Source organism: Paenibacillus lycopersici (genome assembly GCF_010119935.1).
In the GTDB taxonomy this organism is placed as follows: domain Bacteria; phylum Bacillota; class Bacilli; order Paenibacillales; family Paenibacillaceae; genus Paenibacillus_Z; species Paenibacillus_Z lycopersici.
On the sequence record NZ_CP048209.1, the window covers coordinates 3616962 to 3637398 of the forward strand.

7 protein-coding genes are annotated in these 20437 nt (G+C 56.6%); all 7 read left to right on the forward strand.

Features of this window, described 5'->3' with window-relative positions; genetic code table 11:
• Positions 1–199: 199 nt before the first annotated feature.
• The 7 genes from GXP70_RS16095 (at position 200) to GXP70_RS16125 (ending at position 20387) form a co-directional block, all read left to right on the forward strand.
• Positions 200–1930, forward strand: coding sequence for an ABC transporter ATP-binding protein (locus tag GXP70_RS16095; RefSeq protein ID WP_225442869.1), 1731 nt, complete (start codon positions 200–202; stop codon positions 1928–1930).
• Positions 1911–3743: an ABC transporter ATP-binding protein gene (locus GXP70_RS16100; protein ID WP_162357763.1), complete on the forward strand. Its 1833-nt coding sequence runs from the start codon at positions 1911–1913 to the stop codon at positions 3741–3743. The genes GXP70_RS16095 and GXP70_RS16100 overlap by 20 nt, the downstream gene beginning before the upstream one ends.
• A gap of 358 nt (positions 3744–4101) precedes the next feature.
• Positions 4102–9870 carry an IPT/TIG domain-containing protein gene (locus GXP70_RS16105; RefSeq protein ID WP_162357764.1) on the forward strand — a complete coding sequence of 1923 codons (5769 nt, stop codon included), beginning with the start codon at positions 4102–4104 and terminating at the stop codon, positions 9868–9870.
• Positions 9871–10221: 351 nt separating this feature from the next.
• Positions 10222–10593 (forward strand): hypothetical protein, encoded by a 372-nt coding sequence (locus GXP70_RS16110; RefSeq protein WP_162357765.1) that lies wholly within the window; start codon positions 10222–10224, stop codon positions 10591–10593.
• Positions 10594–11112: 519 nt separating this feature from the next.
• Complete coding sequence (locus tag GXP70_RS16115) at positions 11113–12744, forward strand: response regulator (RefSeq protein ID WP_162357766.1); 1632 nt, start codon at positions 11113–11115, stop codon at positions 12742–12744.
• A 153-nt stretch (positions 12745–12897) separates the two neighbouring features.
• Positions 12898–18423 carry a sugar-binding protein gene (locus GXP70_RS16120; protein ID WP_162357767.1) on the forward strand — a complete coding sequence of 1842 codons (5526 nt, stop codon included), beginning with the start codon at positions 12898–12900 and terminating at the stop codon, positions 18421–18423.
• Positions 18424–18494: 71 nt separating this feature from the next.
• Positions 18495–20387, forward strand: coding sequence for an S-layer homology domain-containing protein (locus GXP70_RS16125; RefSeq protein ID WP_162357768.1), 1893 nt, complete (start codon positions 18495–18497; stop codon positions 20385–20387).
• The last annotated feature ends 50 nt before the right edge of the window (positions 20388–20437 follow it).

Consider the following 20437-nt stretch of genomic DNA (forward strand, 5'->3'; position numbering starts at 1 on the left):
GATCAGCTGCCGTTCTCATGGAAGGAACGGGCAGGATAATGTAATCCATACGCGAATTACCTGATAATAGGTTTGTGTTCTATTCATTACGGGCTTGCCGCTCAGAGGAAGCGGATAACGGGGCAAAGGTGGGATGACGCAGGATAAATGGCTGCAAGTTTAACAGTTCATAACTTAACGGAGGATCACAGGCATGAGCATGTTGCGTTTTTTGGGGAAATACAGAGTTGCAGCCGGCATGGCTGTCGTTATGATGTTGGTCGAACTGGCAGTGGAGCTGATTCAGCCTTATCTCATTTCGTTCATTATTGATGAAGGTATTACGCAAAAGGATACGTCAGTCGTGCTGCTGTGGGGCGGAATATTGGTAGGCGGCTCGGTTGCCGCATTCATCGCTGGTATTCTGAGCTCTTTTTTTGCATCGCATGCCAGTCAGGGGTTTGCGTTCGATGTCCGGGAGGCCCTTTACGCCAAGGTGCAGGGGTTCGCTTATCCGGTTTTTAATCGCTTCGCCACCTCATCCCTCATTACCCGGTTAACGAATGATGTTACGCAGCTTCAGGATACGGTATTCATGGGACTGAGGTTTATGCTGCGCATGCCGCTTGTTGTCATCGGGAGCATCATCATGGCGCTTGTCGTGCATGTGCAGCTCGGTTTCCTGCTCACCTTGACCGTTCCCGCACTGCTCGTATTCGTCATTTGGATCATGAAGAGAGCGTCCGTCTTATTCAAAAGGGTTCAAATGAGACTGGATACGCTGAACCGCGTGATGCAGGAAAATCTGACCGGCATGCGGCTGATCCGCGTATATGTCCGGTGTGCGGAAGAGGTGAGCCGTTTTGCGCGGCTGAGCCAGGACTTAATGAAGAATACGGTCTCCGCCTTGCGTCTGACGGAGATTACGATGCCTTTCATACTGCTGATCATGAACGCCGGGATTATTGCCGTGCTTTGGTTTGGGCATAAGCAAATCAGCATGGGGACCGCGTCTGCGGGCGAGGTGGTGGCGGTTGTGAATTATTCGCTCCGAACGGCGGGAGCCCTATCGGCCTTCTCCATGATCGTGGCGGCTTTCTCCAGAGCCCGTGCGTCTGCCCAGCGGGTAGATGAAGCGCTGATTACGGACAGCGAGGCACCGGTCAGGTCCGGCCGGAATCCCGAAGGTCCGTGTGAAGGGGGCATAGCATTCGAACAAGTTTCCTTCCAATACCCGAACTCGGAGGCCCGCGTGCTGGTGGACATCAGCTTCAAGGTCCGTCCGGGTGAAACCGTGGCGATCCTGGGGGCGACCGGATCGGGCAAGTCTTCGCTGATGCAGCTTGTTCTGCGCCTTTACGAGGAAACTGCCGGAGTCGTGCGCATCGACGGACGGAATGCCCGCGAGCTGGATTTGGAATATTTGCACCGCTCCATCGGCTATGTGTCCCAGGAAGTGCTGCTGTTCTCGGGCACGATACGCGATAATATCGCTTGGGGCTTGGAGGATGCCAGTATGGAGCAGGTCTTGGAAGCGGCCAAGCTGGCGCAAATTCACGAGACGATCGAGAAGCTGCCCGATCAGTACGATACCCTTCTTGGACAGCGGGGCATCAATCTCTCCGGAGGGCAGAAGCAAAGGCTGTCCATCGCCCGCGCCTTGATCCGCAAGCCGGCTATCTTGCTGCTGGATGACAGCACCAGCGCCCTGGACGTACGAACGGAAGCGGCATTGCTGCAGGCGCTCAAGGGCATGTCCTGCACGACGCTCCTGATTACGCAGAAGATCAGCTCCACGATAGGGGCGGATTTGATTCTGCTGCTGGACGAAGGCAATCTCATTGCGCAGGGAACTCACGGTCAGCTGATGGCCGGCGACGGCTTGTACCGCCGTATATATGAATCCCAATTCGGGAAGGAGGGAGCGGCATATGTGGGAAGCATTACGTGAGCCTTTCCGGTATCCCAGACCGCTCGGGAAAGATGCCGTTCCCGATGCATCTTCGGCGGGCAAGCGGGCCAAAGCCCAGGCTAAGGACTGGCATGGAACGCTCGGACGGATTTGGTCCTATCTGTCTCACCGGAAAGGCCGGCTTTCGCTGGTCATGCTGCTGGTAATTGGAAGCTGCGGGCTCACGCTCCTCGGTCCGTATCTGATCGGAATGGCGATTGACGATTATCTGGAGGGACCGGGCGGCAGGCCATGGCTGCTGTTTCTGCTCGGATTGGCCGGCGTCTATGTGCTTCAGTCCATTGTGGGCTGGCTGCAAAATATATGGATGATTCAGATCGCCCAAGAAACCGTCCTGAGGATGCGCACCGATCTCTTCGCGCAGCTGCATCGCCTGCCGATCCCGTTCTTCGGGAGAAACCGGCAGGGCGATCTCATGAGCCGCATGACCAACGATATCGACAGCGTAAGCTCTACGCTCAACAGCTCGGCGATCCAGCTGTTATCCAGCGTGCTGATGCTGGCGGGCACGGTCGTCGTCATGCTGCTGCTCAGTCCGCTGCTGACCCTGCTGACGTTCTTGGTGGTTCCGCTGATGGTGCTCGGCATGCGGTGGATTACGCGGCGGACAGGCACGCTATTCAAGGAGCGTCAGCGGAATTTGGGAGAATTGAACGGGTTCGTGGAAGAAACGCTGTCCGGTCAGCGGATTATCAAAGCGTTCTCCCAGGAAGAGCGGGTGATTCAAGCCTTTCATGAACGCAATACGCGCATCAAACATTCGGGATTCTGGGCCCAGACCATATCGGGCTTTATTCCGAAGCTAATGAACGGTCTCAATAATCTGAGCTTTGCGATTATTGCCTGCGTCGGTGGAATATTGGCTATCCGGGGAGCGATAACGGTTGGGGTCATCATCGTTTTTGTCGAATACGCCCGGCAGTTTACCAGACCTCTTAACGATCTGGCGAACCAGTGGAATACGCTCTTGTCCGCCATCGCAGGAGCGGAGCGGGTATTCGAAATCGTGGATGAACAGGAAGAAGACGCGGACGAGCATACGGCCGTTGCGCTTGACGACGTGGCAGGCGCGATCGTCTTCCATCAGGTGTCCTTCGCTTACGAGGCGGGTAGACATACGCTCCAGGAAATCAGCTTCGAGGCGAAGCCCGGTGAAACGATAGCGATCATCGGTCCTACCGGAGCCGGCAAGACGTCGCTGATTCAGCTGCTCTCGCGTTTCTATGATGCGCATGCGGGGGCGATCACGTTGGACGGGCAGGATATCCGGAAGATTCGGCGGGAAAGCCTCCGCTCCCATATGGCGTTCGTGCTGCAGGATTCCTTTCTGTTCGAAGGAACGATCCGCGACAATATTCGCTATGGCAAGCTTGATGCCACCGACAGCCAGGTGGAAGAAGCCGCCAAGCTCGCAAACGCCCATTCATTCATTATGCGGTTGTCCGGCGGATACGACCGGGTGCTGAAGGCCGATGGCAGCGGCATCAGTCAGGGACAGCGGCAGCTGCTCGCCATCGCGCGCGCCATTCTGGCCGATCCGGCCATTCTCGTGCTGGACGAGGCGACGAGCAGTATCGACACCGTTACCGAGATCAAAATCCAGGAGGGCTTGAAACGGTTGATGGAGGGACGAACAAGCTTCGTAATCGCCCACAGGCTGAACACGATCCGCGAGGCCGACCGCATTCTGGTGCTTAAGGAAGGCCGTCTCGTGGAGCAGGGGCCTCATGAAGAGCTGTTAGGCAAGCAGGGGCTGTATCGTGATCTGTATCATGGGAGCTTAAACAGTTAACTATGCAGCAGGCCCAGAGTTGGTTGACTTGCTTGTCCGAATGGAGCATTCGCATTGCGCATCAAAATCAGCATTGGCTAAAAAAGAATTTGGTGTCGGGTGACAAGAACATGATCTCATTAAAGGCCGCGAAATCGCGGCTTTTTGCATTCATGGGCTGTCTCGTTCCCGACAGAATAATGCAGGCCGACTTCAGCAGATGCGGCCATGGTAATCTATCAAAATAGGCATTGCGGACCAATTCTATGAGAATTATACTAGATAACAGAGAATCTTTCCGAATTTTGTCAAAATGTGCGGGTTGTATTTGGATGTCATTCGGCGGACTCATCTTATATGACAGAGGAGAGAGCGGAAATTGAGTTTTCGAAGTAAAAATAAATCGCTGCGCGGCGTAAGCACGATCGTCTCCGCGGCCATGCTGTTCGGCTCGCTGCCGGTTGCGGCCGGTGCGGCTGCGACCGGGCAAGGCATCGTTCAACCGTCGGCGTTTGCGGATATGCCGGATGACTGGTCGACGTCGGCGCTGCAGCATGCCATCGCGAACGGACTGTTGCGGGGAACGGACGGCAGGATCTTGCCCGACGCCCAATTAACGAGAGCGGAAATGGCTTCCATCGTCGTGCGGATGTTCGGCGCTGCTGTGAAGGGTGACATTGACGGATATAAGGACGTTGCGCCGGGAGCTTGGTATGCGCCAGAGATGGCGATTGCTTCCCATATGGGCGTCGTCGGCGGTTCGAACGGCCAAATGCGGCCGAAGGATGCCGTAACGCGCGAAGAAGCGTTCACGATTCTCGCCAGAGCGTTCAAGCTCCAGCCGGCGGATACCTCGAACACGGCTTTCGCGGATACGGACGATCTGTCCGCTTGGGCCAAAGGCGACGTGTATGCAATCGTTAATGCCGGTTACGTTCATGGGGCCAATGGTAAATTGAATCCCAAGGGACGCATGACGCGGGCAGAGTTCGCGCAGACGCTGGACAACATGATTAAGCAATACATCCGTTCCAACGGCGTCGTAACCGAGCTCCCGCAGGGGAATGTATTGATCAGCGCGCCAGGCGTCACGTTGGATAACGTCACGGTGAACGGCGATCTGGTTATTGGAGATGGCGTCGGCAACGGCGAGGTCGTCTTACATAACGTGAAGGTGACCGGCAGGATGGTCGTACGGGGCGGCGGGGAGAATTCCGTCATCATCAAAGGAAATTCCTCTGTATCGCGGGTCATTGTATCTCGAATCGACGGTATCGTCAGCGTTAAGGTACAAGACGATGCTCAAGTTGATGTCGTGTACGTCGACGATGGCTCCGACGACGTCAACGTGCAAGGTGCCGTCGGCCGCATCGACGTCGCGGCTCCTGGCGTCACGGTGAACGCTCGGAAGGCGCGCATGAAGGAAGTCAGCATCACCGGCGAACATTCGAGAGTCATTGTCGATCAAGATTCGAGCGCGGAGACGATCTCCGTGAGTCGGGAAGCCGTCGGTGCCCGGATCGAGGTCGAAGGGACGGTAGGCTTGCTTGCCACCGCGGCCGAAGGCACCGAAATTACAGGTGCGGGCAAGCTTGAACGGGTCGAGGTCAACACTGGTGCCGACCATACCAAAATCACAACACCAAACACGAAGATCTCGGTCGCGGCCGGCGTGGAAGGCGTAACCGGAGGCGGCGGAGCGCCGATCGCCGGAGGCACGAGTGCCGTCAACAACAATGCGGGTTCGGATCTTGTTCGTCCGCCATCGCCGGCAGGAACCTCGCCTGATCGTACGGCGCCGGTAATCGAGCGGATTGGGGACGCAACCGTTCATGTCGCATACGGAAGCGACTATAAGGATGCTGGCGTCGCGGTTACGGATGATCGAGATTCAGCGTTAATCGCTGCAGTCACGTATACGAAGGGCAGCGAGACGGTTGGTTCCATCGACACGATGTCGTCGGGTACGTATATCGTGCATTATAACGTTCGTGATAGCGCGGGCAACCAAGCCGTGGAAGTGACGCGCGAGGTCATCGTCGAAGATGCAGCTCCGCCGGTCATTTCGAATGTCAGCATAACCTCTAGTAACTCTAGCTCAGCTGTCGCAGTCATCGGCGATACGATTACGCTGACCTTCACGACGGACGTTCCGGTTACGAAGTTGAGCAATTTCAAAATCAACGGAAGTAACCCGGATACGTTTACGAACAAAGGACACGTTTATACAGCAACGCATTTGGTCGATGATGGCGACCCCATCACGGGGGAGCCGGCAACTTTCCAAATAAATGTGAAGAACGCGCAAGGCATCTATTCGTTGACGGTCGAAGCCGCGAACGACGGCAGCTCCGTGACGATCGTGCGGAAGCCGACGATCACTGGCGTCAGCCCAGGGAGCGGCCCGGCTGCAGGCGGCACCAACGTAACGATCACGGGCACCGGATTCACGGGGGCAACAGCCGTTGCTTTTGACGGCGAGGCAGCGACATCGTTCACCGTCGTGTCGGATACGCAAATCACTGCGGTCGCTCCGGCAGGGACAACTGGTGCAGTGGATGTAGCGGTCACGACGATCGGAGGCACGGCGACGGCGGTTGCAGGCTACACGTACGTAACGGCACCGACGATTTCAAGCATCAGCCCTTCAGCCGGCCCGGTAGCGGGCGGCACGAACGTAACGATCACGGGCACCGGATTCACGGGCGCTACAGCCGTTGCTTTTGATGATGAGGCAGCAACGTCATTCACCGTCGTGTCGGATACGCAAATTACGGCGGTCGCTCCGGCAGGGACGACAGGCGCAGCAGATGTGACGGTCACTACGATCGGAGGCACAGCGACGGCGGTTGCAGGCTACACGTACGTAACGGCACCGACGATTTCGAGTATCAGCCCAACAGCTGGTCCGGAATCGGGCGGCACGAGCGTAACGATCACGGGCACCGGATTTACGGGGGCGACAGCTGTTACTTTGGATAATGAGCCAGCGACGTCGTTCACCGTCGTGTCGGATACGCAAATTACGGTGGTCGCTCCGGCAGGGACGATCGGTGCAGTGGATGTAGCGGTCACTACGATCGGAGGCACTGCCACGGCAGTTGCAAGCTACCAGTATGTAGCGGCACCGACGATTTCGAGCATCAGCCCGACGGCCGGTCCGGAGACGGGCGGCACGAACGTAACGATCGCGGGCACCGGGTTCACGGGCGCTACAGCCGTTGCTTTTGATAATGAGGAAGCAACGTCATTCACCGTCGTATCGGATACGCAAATTACGGCGGTCGCTCCGGCAGGGACGACAGGCGCAGTGGATGTAGCGGTCACTACGATTGGAGGCACTGCAACGGCGGTTGCAGGCTACCAGTATGTAGCGGTACCGACGATTTCGAGCATCAGCCCAACGGCCGGCCCGGTAGCGGGCGGCACGAGCGTCACGATCACGGGCACCGGATTCACGGGGGCTACAGCCGTTGCTTTTGACGGCGAGGCAGCGACGTCGTTCACCGTCGTGTCGGATACGCAAATCACTGCGGTCGCTCCGGCAGGGACGGCCGGTGCAGCGGATGTGGCAGTTACGACGATCGGAGGCACCGCAACGGCAGTTGCAGGCTACACGTACGTAGCGGCACCGACGATTTCGAGCATCAGCCCAACGGCCGGTCCGGAAGCAGGCGGCACGAGCGTAACGATCACGGGCACCGGATTTACGGGGGCCACAGCCGTATCTTTCGGCGGCGAGGCAGCGACGTCGTTCACCGTCGTGTCGGATACGCAAATCACGGCGACCGTTCCGGCAGGGACGGCCGGTGCAGCGGATGTGACGGTCACTACGATCGGAGGCACGGCGACGGCGGTTGCAGGCTACACGTACGTTGCGGCACCGACGATTTCGAGCATCAGCCCAACATCCGGTCCGGAAGCAGGCGGCACGAGCGTAACGATCACGGGCACCGGATTTACGGGGGCGACAGCCGTTGCTTTTGATGATGAGGCAGCAACGTCATTCACCGTCGTGTCGGATACGCAAATTACGGCGGTCGCTCCGGCAGGGACGACAGGCGCAGTGGATGTAGCGATCACGACGATCGGAGGCACAGCGACGGCGGTTGCAGGCTACACGTACGTAACGGCACCGACGATTTCGAGCATCAGCCCGACGACCGGTCCGGAGATGGGCGGCACGAGCGTAACGATCACGGGCACCGGATTAACGGGGGCGACAGCCGTTGCTTTTGACGGCGAGGCAGCGACGTCGTTCACCGTCGTGTCGGATACGCAAATCACTGCGGTCGCTCCGGCAGGGACGGCCGGTGCAGCGGATGTGGCAGTTACGACGATCGGAGGCACCGCAACGGCAGTTGCAGGCTACACGTACGTAGCGGCACCGACGATTTCGAGCATCAGCCCAACGGCCGGCCCGGTAGCGGGCGGCACGAACGTAACGATCACGGGCACCGGATTCACGGGGGTTACAGCAGTATCCTTTGGCGGTGCAGCAACGTCGTTCATCGTCGTGTCGAATACGCAAATCACCGCGATCGCTCCGGCAGGGACGACCGGCGCAGCGGATGTAGCGGTCACTACGATCGGAGGCACGGCGACGGCGGTTGCAGGCTACACGTACGTAACGGCACCGACGATTTCAAGCATCAGCCCAACGGCCGGCCCGGTAGCGGGCGGCACGAGCGTCACGATCACGGGCACCGGATTCACGGGGGCTACAGCCGTATCCTTCGGAGGTGTTGCAGCAACATCGTTCACCGTCGTGTCGAATACGCAAATTACAGCGACCGCACCCGCAGAATTAGCTGGGTCTGTGAACGTCTCTGTCACGACAATCGGAGGCTCTGCAACGACAGTTGCAGGCTTCACGTACGTAGCGGCACCGACGATTTCGAGCATTATCCCAACAGTTGGTCCGGTTGCAGGCGGCATGAGCGTTACGATCACAGGCACCGGATTCAATGGTGCTACAGCCGTATCTTTCGGCGGCATTCCGGCGACACCGTTCATTGCTATATCGAATACGCAAATCATCGCGATCGCTCCGGCAGGGACGGCCGGCGCAGTGGATGTGGCGGTCACGACGATCGGAGGCACTGCAACGGCGGTTGCAGGCTTCACGTACGTTGCAGCACCGACGATTTCGAGCATTAGCCCAACAGTTGGCCCGGCTGCAGGCGGCACGAGCGTAACGATCACGGGCACCGGATTCATGGGGGTTACAGCCGTATCCTTTGGCGGTGCAGCAACGTCATTCACCGTCTTGTCGAATACGCAAATCACCGCGATTGCTCCGGCAGGGACGACCGGCGCAGTGGATGTCGCTGTCACGACAATCGGAGGCACTGCATCGGCAATTGCAAGCTTCACTTACGTAGCGGCACCGACGATTTCGAGCATCAGCCCACCGACCGGTCCGGCTGAAGGCGGCACGAGCGTAACGATCACGGGCACCGGATTCACGGGGGTTACAACCGTATCCTTTGGCGGTGCAGCAACGTCATTCACCGTCTTGTCGAATACGCAAATCACCGCGATTGCTCCAGCAGGGACGACCGGCGCAGTGGATGTAGAGGTCACGACGATCGGAGGCACTGCATCGGCAATTGCAAGCTTCACCTACGTGGCCTTGCCGGCTATTGTCAGCATTAGTCCTCCGGCAGGCCCGGATGCGGGTGGCACAAGCGTAACGATCACGGGCACCGGATTCACGGGGGTTACAGCCGTATCCTTCGGCGGTGTTGCAGCAACGTCGTTCACCGTCTTGTCAAATACGCAAATTACGGCGACCGCGCCCGCAGGAATGGCTGGGGCTCCGGTTAATGTAACAGTGACGACACTTAGCGGTTGGACGACATTGACCGGCGCTTATACGTATGCGGCGATGCCTAACATTTCGAACATAAGCCCCACATCAGGTCCAATTACTGGCGGTACGTCGGTAGTCATTACGGGAACGGGCTTCACCTACACGACGGAGATCTGGTTCGGCGGCGCACAAGCTCAGTTTACGATCGATTCGGATTCAAAGATTACGGTCACAACGCCGGCTGGTTCTATGGGACCCGTTGACGTGAGCGTGATTGGAGAGGGCGGATCCTCCATCATCACTGACGCCTTCCATTATGTGGCGGAGCCTTAAGATTACTTCGATAGAGCAACGTTTCACGTTCGAATACCGCGATTCCCCAAACATGTCGGGATCGGCATTCTTTAAAACAAAGAACCACTCAAATTTCTGAGTGGTTCTTTGCTGTGGCGGGAATCATCGTGAAGGCACAGGCAGGCTCTCTCAGGTGACTAGAACTTGATCCCATTTTCCGAAATGGACAAGAACTTGATCTCATTCCTGCGAGAAACTAGGACAGGCGGCATGATGATTATGTTCATGTTACGTTCATAACTGTTTTTTATGATCTACGCAGAAGTGGAATAATGCATTAAGATGCGAACGGCCTTCGTAAGCAGCATACTAAGGGACGAGCAGGAGCGAATGCGGACGTTTGCTCCATTGCTATCCGATATTCGGCTGAAATGGTATTTACTCAGAGAGCCCAAGCAGGCAGGGAAGGCTCGAATGCCTCAAGCCCTCGCCGACGATATTTTCATAAAGCAAGAATTAATCCCCATCACGAATTACATGCCCGATATAGCGGCTCTGCGCGAATATAAGGATAAGCTCATCTTTGCGGCTGGAGACTGGACCGTTAAACATAAAGTCTGGTTCGCAGACGTGGCTATGAAATTAGCACAAGAAACGGGCAGCCTGTTCGTTACTTTGCCTGGCGCACATGTTTCGTTCATGGATAAAGCTCGAAAATGGGCGGAAATTCTTGATGACTGCTATAAAAAGTCAAATAAATAAGACATTGCTCGCCAGTCGGATCATGACTGAGAACAGTACTTCGGGCCTCCTGGATGTACGTCCCATAGGAATAAACTTGGCTCCGCAAGTACACGTACCTCACTTATTCCAAGCTAGTCGAAGTGATCCGGCGCAGCTTTAACCTTACAGACGACGGAAGCTATCTCACCGCACATTTGTCTCCGCTAGCGTTTTTTACAGTGCCGTTGAAATTCAAACCGAATGCTTGCAATCCCTTCGGTTGTCTTCGGTGACCACTTCGATCGCGCATGTATTGAGTAAGCAATTCGGATGTGTTAGGCTGAAATTATTCGATAGCGGAGCTAGACGCATACGACACCGACACCAAGGGGACTGCTGATGAAGAATCGACAGTCCCCTTCTTGCACGCATGAATTGGAAGCGTATTCATTCGTGTTAAGACAACAGATGCTCGCATAATCAGAGAAGCAGTTCCGCCAGCAGCAAGAGATGCGGCTCATTTGTCCCAAGGGATCCGATAAGGAGATGAGTGGAACCATGCTGAAGGTTTTGATTTTGGAAGACGAACCTTATCTGCGCCAAGGCTTAGTGAACAAAATTACGATGGACAAGCTTCCCCTTGTCATCGCCGGCGAAGCCGATAATGGCATTGACGGACTTGAGCTGCTCGACGAGATCAAGCCCGATATCGTCGTCACGGACATCCGGATGCCGGGCATGGACGGGCTGCAGTTCATCGAGCAAGCGCGCATGCTGCAAGAGAAGCTGAACGTCATCATCGTCAGCGGCTACGGCGAGTTCGAGTATGCGAAGCGGGCGATGAGCTTCGGCGTGTCCGATTATTTGCTCAAACCGGTCGACAGGGAGGAACTGAGGGACGCGCTCTTGAAGGCGATTCGCCGGATCGAGGAAGAGCGTGCCTTGGAGGAGGAGCGAGCGCGGCTGCTCCAAAGCCATGCGTTGAACAAGGAGACTTTGCGGCAGCGGTATTTAACGAAGCTGATCCAATTATCCGCGCAGACGGACATGCACGATGGAATAGCCGACCATGGGCTTGAAGAGGTGCAGGCGCATTTCGACCATTATCTAGTCGTTGCTCTGATTCTGGAGCCGTATGCGGTTCCCCATTATTCGTTCCGCGACGGGGAAGAGGAGCTTATCCGGTTCGCGGTCGAGAATATCATGTCCGACCGGATGGAATCGTCCGGACGGCAAGGCGTTCTCTTCACGCACGCGATTCATGCGAACGAGCTGGTCTATTTGTTCGGTTTCAATGGCACGGAGGAGCGAGACGCGATACATGTAACCATGCGGGAGGCTCTCGATGGCATACAGAATTACCTCAAATTGAAAGCGACCGTCTCCATCGGCAAGACCGTCGAACGAATCGAGGATATCCGGCAGTCTTATCAACAGGCGAAGCAGATCATCCGCAACAAAGTCATCCGCGGAACGGGGCATATTTTCGAATACGGTCAATTCCAGGAACAGTTGCCGATCGTTCGTCCATTGTTATCCCAGGAGGAAGAGCGCATCTTGCAGCAATGGCTGGAGGATGGCAACGAAACAGCCTGGGCGAGATGGATCGAACAACGATTGGAGAGCCTTGTTGCCTCGCCGGGCGCGACCTTTTCCCAGCTGGAATGGTTCTGCGTCGACGTGTATTTGCTGTTTCATAAGTTCTTGGCGAAGCTGCCCGCGCCGGAGCGGTTGATCGGGGATATGGACGATTTGCTGCAATGGCTCCAGAACATGGAGACTTGGCGGGAGGCCGTTAGCAAGCTGAATAGCCTGGCAAGAGAAATCGTTGGTTATGTGATGGCCACGAATCATGAATTGCATACGGACGTGATGGAGAAGGCCAAGCAGTACCTGGATACGTCCTTCAATGAACCGATTTCGCTGCAAACGATATCCGATACCTACTATATCCATCCGAACTACTTCTCGAAACGGTTCAAAGAAAAGTTCGGCGTCAGCTTCCACGACTATTTGACCGAACTGCGCATGAACGCGGCCGTGAATTGGATGCTCGAGACGGATTTGAAAATTTCGCATATTGCCGGCAAGGTCGGCTATGAGGATCCGGCGTATTTTGGAAGCGTTTTCCGGAAGTGCTTCGGTACGAGTCCAAGGCAATACCGGGCGCAAATGAAAGCGGTTAAATAATTCATAGTCGATTGTTAATTAATTCCGTTTTTTTGCGAAGTTTCGTCTTCTACAATTGGAGTGAAAGTCGAAACGATGCGAACGGGAGGCCATTGAATGTCAGGTAAAAGGGTATTAGCCGTTTTATTGTCATTATTAATGAGTATGCCTGCAATGACAGTCGCAGCAACAACGACGGTCGGCGCCGAGCCGGCAGTCGAAACTACGCTATCGATCGTGGATTACGGAGCGACGGCAGATGACGAGACGGACGATACGGCCGCTATCATCAGCACCATCGCGGATGCCAAGACGCAAGGCAAGACGGTGTATGTTCCGGCGGGGACGTTTCTGTTCAACGACGTCATTATGCTGGACGGGGTCGATCTGACGGGCGATGGAGCGACATCGATTCTGAAGAGCACGAACCTGCAGCATCAATCGATCGAGCTTGGCGGCGACGGCTCCGACTTGAGCAACGTGCAATTGACTACCGTCGCGGCGTCGGAACGGTTGTCGACCGACGATTCCGCGCGGGTTTTCGTTACGAATACCGCTACGAATTTTACGATTAAAGGCGTCGTGATCGACGGCGGCTCTTCCGCCGGGATCATCAACTTCGGCAACAACGGCGTGATTAGCGGAAATACGGTCAAGAATACGCTCGCCGACGGGATTCACAATACGGGCGGCTCGAGCGATCTTCTCATCGAGAACAATACGTGCATCGATAACGGCGATGACCAAATCGCTGTCGTCTCCTACGAGAAGACGCCGAGCTGGTCCAAGCGCGTTACGATTCAGAACAATAACGTGTCGGGTGGCCACGCCCGGGGAATTACGGTTTCCGGCGGCGAGGACATTACCGTCGAGAACAATCAGATCACGAACACCGGCGGCGCCGGCGTCTACATTGCTTCGGAAGGCAACTGGCATACCTTTGCCGTATCCAATCTGATCGTACGAGGAAATACGATCACCGGCGACAGCAGTAACAGCTCGGTCGCGGAACGGGGCGGCATCCGTCTGCAAGGCACGAATAAAGCGCCAAGCATCGATAATGCGCTGATCGAGAACAACATCTTGAACGGTTCCAAGGACAGCGGCGTCTTGATCGTGGGCTCGCTTCCGATCAACGCGACCTTCAACGGGAACCAGATCGTCGATCCGGCCGAGTACGGAATTCGGATCGTCCAGACCGTTATCGGCACGCTGGCTTTCTCCGGGAATACGGTGTCGGGTTCCGGCAAAGCGGCATTCTCCAATGGTGCGGCCGGCGCGGTCGTGACCTCGGACATGGAGAACGATCCCGAAGCCGGCGGAGACGGCGGGGCGGATGCCCAATTCGTCGCCGCGAAAGGCACTCCGGTCATCGACGGCGTGGCGGACGAGCAATGGAACAACTCCTCGCCGCTGCAAATGAACACGGATGCGAACGGCACGACGGGAACGGCCAAAGTCATGTGGGACGACAAGAACTTGTACTACTTGTTCGACATGAAGGACAGCACGCCGAATGCGAAGGCCACGAACGAGAACAACGACTCCGTCGAAGTATGGACGGATGAATTGGATGCCAAGCACGGCACGATGCAGGATGGCGACTATCAATTGCGGGTAGACATCAACAATGCGCTGTCGTCGACGATTGCGTCCATCGACTTGAACAAAGTGAAAAGCGCGGTGAAGACGACCGCGGACGGCTACGTCATCGAGTTCGCCGTACCGTACACGGCGCTGTCGCCGAAAGCAGGCGACAAAATCGGGTTCAACGCCAGCGCGAACGACGATTCCAACGGCGACGGAAGACGCGATACGTATATCAGCTGGATCGACAAGTCGCTGCCGTACTGGGCGGATACGACGGTATTCAAAGAAATTACGTTAATCGATCCGCCGCATGCGGCGAAGGGAACGCCCGTTATCGACGGGGACGTGGATGACCTGTGGAGCGGTTCCTCGTCCTTGCAAATGAATACGGATGCGAACGGCACGACGGGAACGGCCAAGGTCGCGTGGGACAGCAAAAATCTGTACTATCTGTTCAACGTGAAAGACAGCACGCCGAACGCGAAAGGCGCGAACGAGAACAACGATTCCGTCGAGGTATGGACGGACGAGTTGAATGCCAAGCACGGCACGATGCAGCTGGGCGATTACCAGGCGAGAGTGGACATTAACAATGTCGTATCGTCGGCGGTCTCATCGCTGGATCTGACGAAAGTAAAAAGCGCGGTGAAAACGACCGCGGACGGTTACATCGTCGAGTTCGCCGTGCCTTTCACCGCTCTGACGCCGAAGTCAGGCGACAAGATCGGATTCAACGCCAGCGCGAACGATGACGCGAATGGCGACGGCAAGCGCGATACGTACGTCAGCTGGGTGGACAAATCGCTGCCGTACTGGGCGGATACGACCGTGTTCAAGGAAGTCACGCTCGTCGGTTCCGCAAGCGGCGGCGTTACGGGACCAACGGCCGTCGCAACGACGGAGAGCGAAACCTTCGACGCGAAAGCCTCCTTCGGCAATACGCAAGGCGCGGGCGGCTGGTACAGCATGAAGAAGCTGAACGGCATTTATTCCTATCTCACGCAATATGTCACGGACAGCATTCCGAAATGGGTAGATCCGGACAGCACGACAGGATTGCCGTATACGCGCGACGGTTTCTTCCATCCCGACTATGCGTCCGACGTCGTCAAGAAATGGGTCGCGCCTAGGGCGGGCAACATCGACATTACGGGAACGGTGTTCAAGACGGACGTTCACGGCGACGGCGTTATCGCATCCATTCTGAAGAACAAGGATGTCTTGTGGAGCCATACGATCACCTCCGAAGCGGATGCCATTCCGGACGGCGTGACGAACATTCATGTGGAAGCCGGCGATGCGATCTACTTCATCGTCAACAACAACGGAAGCGCGGCGAACGACGAGACGAAATGGATGCCGGTCATTACGATGACGAACGCGTTGAAGCTGCAGGCGGAAGATAAGACGTCCGTGACAGGCGCGAATGCGATTGCAGCAGACGGAGCAGATGGCGGCAAAGTCGTCGGCAGCTTCGATCAAGGCGACTACTTGGTCTATGGCAATGTCAATTTAAGCGGCGGTTATAAGACGATCGAAGCCCGTCTTGCGTCGGTCACTACGGGCGGCCAATTCGAAGTGAGGCTCGACAGCTTGAACGGTCCTGTCGTCGGTACCTTCACGGTGGCGAATACGGACGGCTGGAACCGTTACGAAACCCAAACCTGGGGTCTGACGTCCGAAGCGAAAGGGCTGCACGATCTGTACATCGTCGGCAAGTCGGGAATCGGCATCGCCAATATCGACTGGTTCCGCTTGACGAACAACGAATCGCGCGGCGCGACCGTGCCTTATACGACATACGAAGCGGAGAACGGAACGATTGGCGGGGGAGCTGCGCTGAACGATACGCCGGATCCGATGCATAAGGAAGTTGCCTCGGGCAAGTCCTACGTCAATCTGAACGGCACGGGCGAGTACGTGCAGTGGAGCAACGTGCGGGATGCGAACCGCTTCGTGCTTCGCTACAGCATTCCTAAGGACAGCAGCGGCACGCTCAGCCTGTACGTCAACGATGTCAAGAAACAGACGATCGACCTGAGTTCGACGTATCTGTACGATACGGGCGACGTCAACGCCGCGAGAAGATTCGACGAGACGGATCTGGCCATCGACATCAACGCCGGGGATACCGTCAAACTGCAGCGAGACGCGGGCGACAGCCTGGCATGGTACGCGATCGACCTGATCGATCTCGAGACGGCGGCAGCTCCGCTAAGCATGCCGGCGAACTTCATCTCCGTTAAAGATGCGCCGTATCTTGCGGTAGGAGACGGAGTCGCTGACGATACGGCGGCGATCCAAAGCGCCGTCAACGACGCGTCCGCGCAGGGCAAAGGCGTATGGCTCCCTGTAGGCATGTACAACCAAAGCGTCAAGATCGAAGTTCCGTCCGGCGTGAACATTCAAGGGGCAGGCATCTGGTATTCGACCCTGCACGCCACGACGTCGATTTCGGATTGGGGCGGCACGGTCGGGTTTACGCTCAATGACAATACGACCATTTCCGATCTCCGGATCAGCAGCGTGGATACGCAGCGGGGCGGTCACTCCGGCATCGTCGTTCTGACAAACCCTGGTATGGGACATAACAACGTGCTGCAGAATCTATGGGCGGAGCATGTCGGTTGCTTGGAAGGCTGGACGGACTGGACGGATTCGGTCATTCAAAACGTCCGTATCCGCGACACGTATTTCGACGGCATCCATTGGGGCGATGGCGGCAACAGCGGCAACCTGGCGCGCAACAACGCAATGCGCGGACTTGGGGACGACGGCGTCGCGCAGGTTAACCTGCTCAACTTCGGCGCGATCGCCAACAGCAACATGGCGGAATTTAATTCGATTATCGCCAGCTACTGGGGCAGAGGCTTGTCGGATATCGGCGGCAACAGCTTGACCTTGCGCGACAATCTCATCGACAGTACCTACAACGCGGGCATGATGGTCGCGACCGAGCCTGTCGGCGATCAGGCCAAGCACGAGACTTCTTATCCGATCGAAGGGCTGAAGTTCCAACGGAACACGATCAACAAGGCGGGCCATACCGGCCATAACCATGCCGGCCTCCATTTCTGGCTCTCCGTCAATCCGATGAAGGATGTCCGAGTCGAATTGAACACGATCGAGAACGGCGAGACAGAAGGCATCCACATCGATAACACGGCTAACGGCGACAGCGGAGGCCGCACGCAGTTTAACTTCAACACGGTACAGAACAATGCGCTCCAAAGCTACAGCAACGGGAATCGGCTTGTCGTTCCCGTATTTAACGGGAACACTGGATTCACTGGCCAGCAATCGGCTTCCGTAATCCTGAGCGGACCTGCCGAAGCAGGCGCGGAGCAGCCGGTCGACGTGACGGTAGGCTTGGCGGGACTGACATCGAACGTGTACGCGGGAGATTTCACGGTCCAATATGATCCTTCGCAGCTTACTTACGATTCATCCGAATCGTCTCTCGCCGGGTTCGCGGTCGTCGATGAATCGGCTTCGGAAGGGCAAATCCGTCTGCTCGGCGCGAGAACGAGCGGAACGATCACGGGAACCGTCGATCTTCTGAAGCTGCATTTCACGGCGAAATCCATCGAGCATACGGCGTCCAGCTATGTTTATGTCAGCAATGCGGTCGTCTCCGATGCATCGGGCAATGAAACGAAGCTGAACAACGGTTCCGTTTACGGCATACAGGTCATCGGAACGGTACAGCCGGCTGACAAGACGCAGTTGACGGCCAAGCTTGCGGAATCTCAGGAGAAGTTTGATGCTTCCGAGGTGGGCACGGGATACGGCAACTATCCGCAAAACACGTACAATGCGCTCGGAACCGCGATCCGTGACGGGAATCGCGTGAACCTCGACGAGGATGCCTTGCAGGCGGAAGTCGATGCGTCTACGGGAAGCCTGGACGCAGCACTTCAAGCTTTCATCGCCTCGATGATTACGAGGACTTCGGTAGGCGATTTGGGACGGCTGGCCGCGAAATACGGCGCTGTCTCGTCCGATTCGGATTGGAGCAAGCTGCAGAAGTACGACTTCAACCATGACGGGAAATTGGACATCGTCGACCTTGCCGCATTAGCCCGAATGATTCTCGGCAATCCGCAATAAGCAGGGCCAATTCGGTGGAGAAAACGCGCTTCCGGCACGTTTTCTCCATCTATTTTCCGAGAGGATGAACGATGACGATGACGATGAAGCGAACGATTCTTCCGATTTGCATGGCATTGCTGCTGTGCGTCTCCTGCTTGCTGCCGCACGCGGCGCTGGCCGCCAGCGCGCCGTCCTTCTCGTTGGCGGTGTCCGGGGGAACGCCGAAGACGGCCAACGAGTTCCAGGTCACGCTGACGGGAAGCGATCTAACCGATCTGTTTGCGAACGAGGTCCGTCTGACCTATGATTCCGCGAAGCTGGAGTTCAAGTCAGCGATCGCTGCGGGCAAAGGGTACGACATCGAGCCTATCGTGCAAGACAACACCATCACGCTGGCGCATACCATGGTAGGCGCCATACCTGGCGTAAGCGGTACGGCGACATTGTACACGCTGACGTTCAAAGCACTTGCGGCGGGCAATACTACCATTGTGTTTCAACATGTCAAAACCGTGAATTCGAAGCTGGAATCCGCCGTAATCGACGTAAACGCGAACCTATTCGTGAACATCTCAACTGGCGGGAATGGCGACGGCAACGGTAATGGTAATGGCAATGGCAACGGTAATAGCAATGGCAATGGCAATGGCAATGGTAATGGTAATGGCGATGGCAATGGCAACGGCAACGGTAATAGCAATGGCAACGGTAATAGCAATGGCAACGGTAATAGCAATGGCAATGACAATGGTAACGGGAACGGCGATGGTAATGGTAATGGTAATGGTAATTCGGGAGGGAGCGGCGTGAAGCTTCAGCCTGACCCGGGTTCGGGGGGCAACAATAGCTCCCATACGGCCATGTTTTCCCTGAGTTCGGACAAGTACGCAAGCGAGCTTCAGAACGCGCAAGCGGATAGCAACGGCAACCGTACGATTAAGGCGGACCTGGCGGAAGTGCCGGGAGCGCAAACTTACGCGTTGAAGCTGCCTTCCGCGTTCTTCGCGGACGGTACGGGAAAAGTTCGGATTCAAATCACGACTCCAGTCGGGACGATCACGCTGCGCAGCGACATGTTTCCGGCCGGTTCGCTGCCACAGGGAGAGATTACGATCAGCATCGGGAAAGCAGACGCAAGCAAGCTGAACTTGACCGATGCGGCGAATCAAATCATCGCCGGGCATCCGGTCGTCGAGCTTCAGCTTCTGGCCGATGGCAAGCCCGTCGCATGGAGCAACCTTCATGCCCCCGTGGCCGTTAGCGTTCCTTATTCCCCGACCGCTGCCGAGCGCGGCGATCCGGAGCATTTGACCGTGCGTTACGTGGACGGCAGCGGAAACGCGGTTCCCGTGTACGATGGCCGGTATAACGGGGAACAGGGGAGCATGACCTTCACGACTACGCATTTCAGCACCTATGCCGTCGCGTTCGTGAAGAAATCCTTCAATGACCTCGGCAAAGCTGAATGGGCGCGCAAGCCGATCGAGATCCTGGCTTCCAAGGGAATCGTGAACGGTATATCCGATCAGCAATTCGCGCCTTCCAGGCAGGTGACGCGTGCCGAATTCATTACGATGCTGATGAAGACGCTCGGTCTGAACGCGAAAGCGGACAAGAACTTTACCGATGCCGTGCCCGGTTCGTTCTATGCCGATGCTTTGTCGGCAGCCAAGGAGCTTGGCATAGCCAAGGGCGACGACGGCGCGCGATTCAATCCTGCGCAGCCGATCACTAGGCAGGATATGATGGTCATGACGGCAAGGGCGCTGCAGGCGGCAGGCAAACTGAGCGCATCCGACCGCCAGGTGGACTTGAATGGCTTCTCGGATCGGGGCAGCATCGCGCGTTATGCTACGGACGATATCGCAACCCTCGTAGGCGAGGGGCTCGTATCGGGAAGCGGCGGCATGCTTCATCCGCTTGCGAACACGACGAGAGCCGAAACGGCCGCATTGATGTACCGGATTTACAGCCTCTCCTAGGAAGTATGCCGCGACTTCGTCCCTAATAGAGGCCTCAGTTGATATGCTCC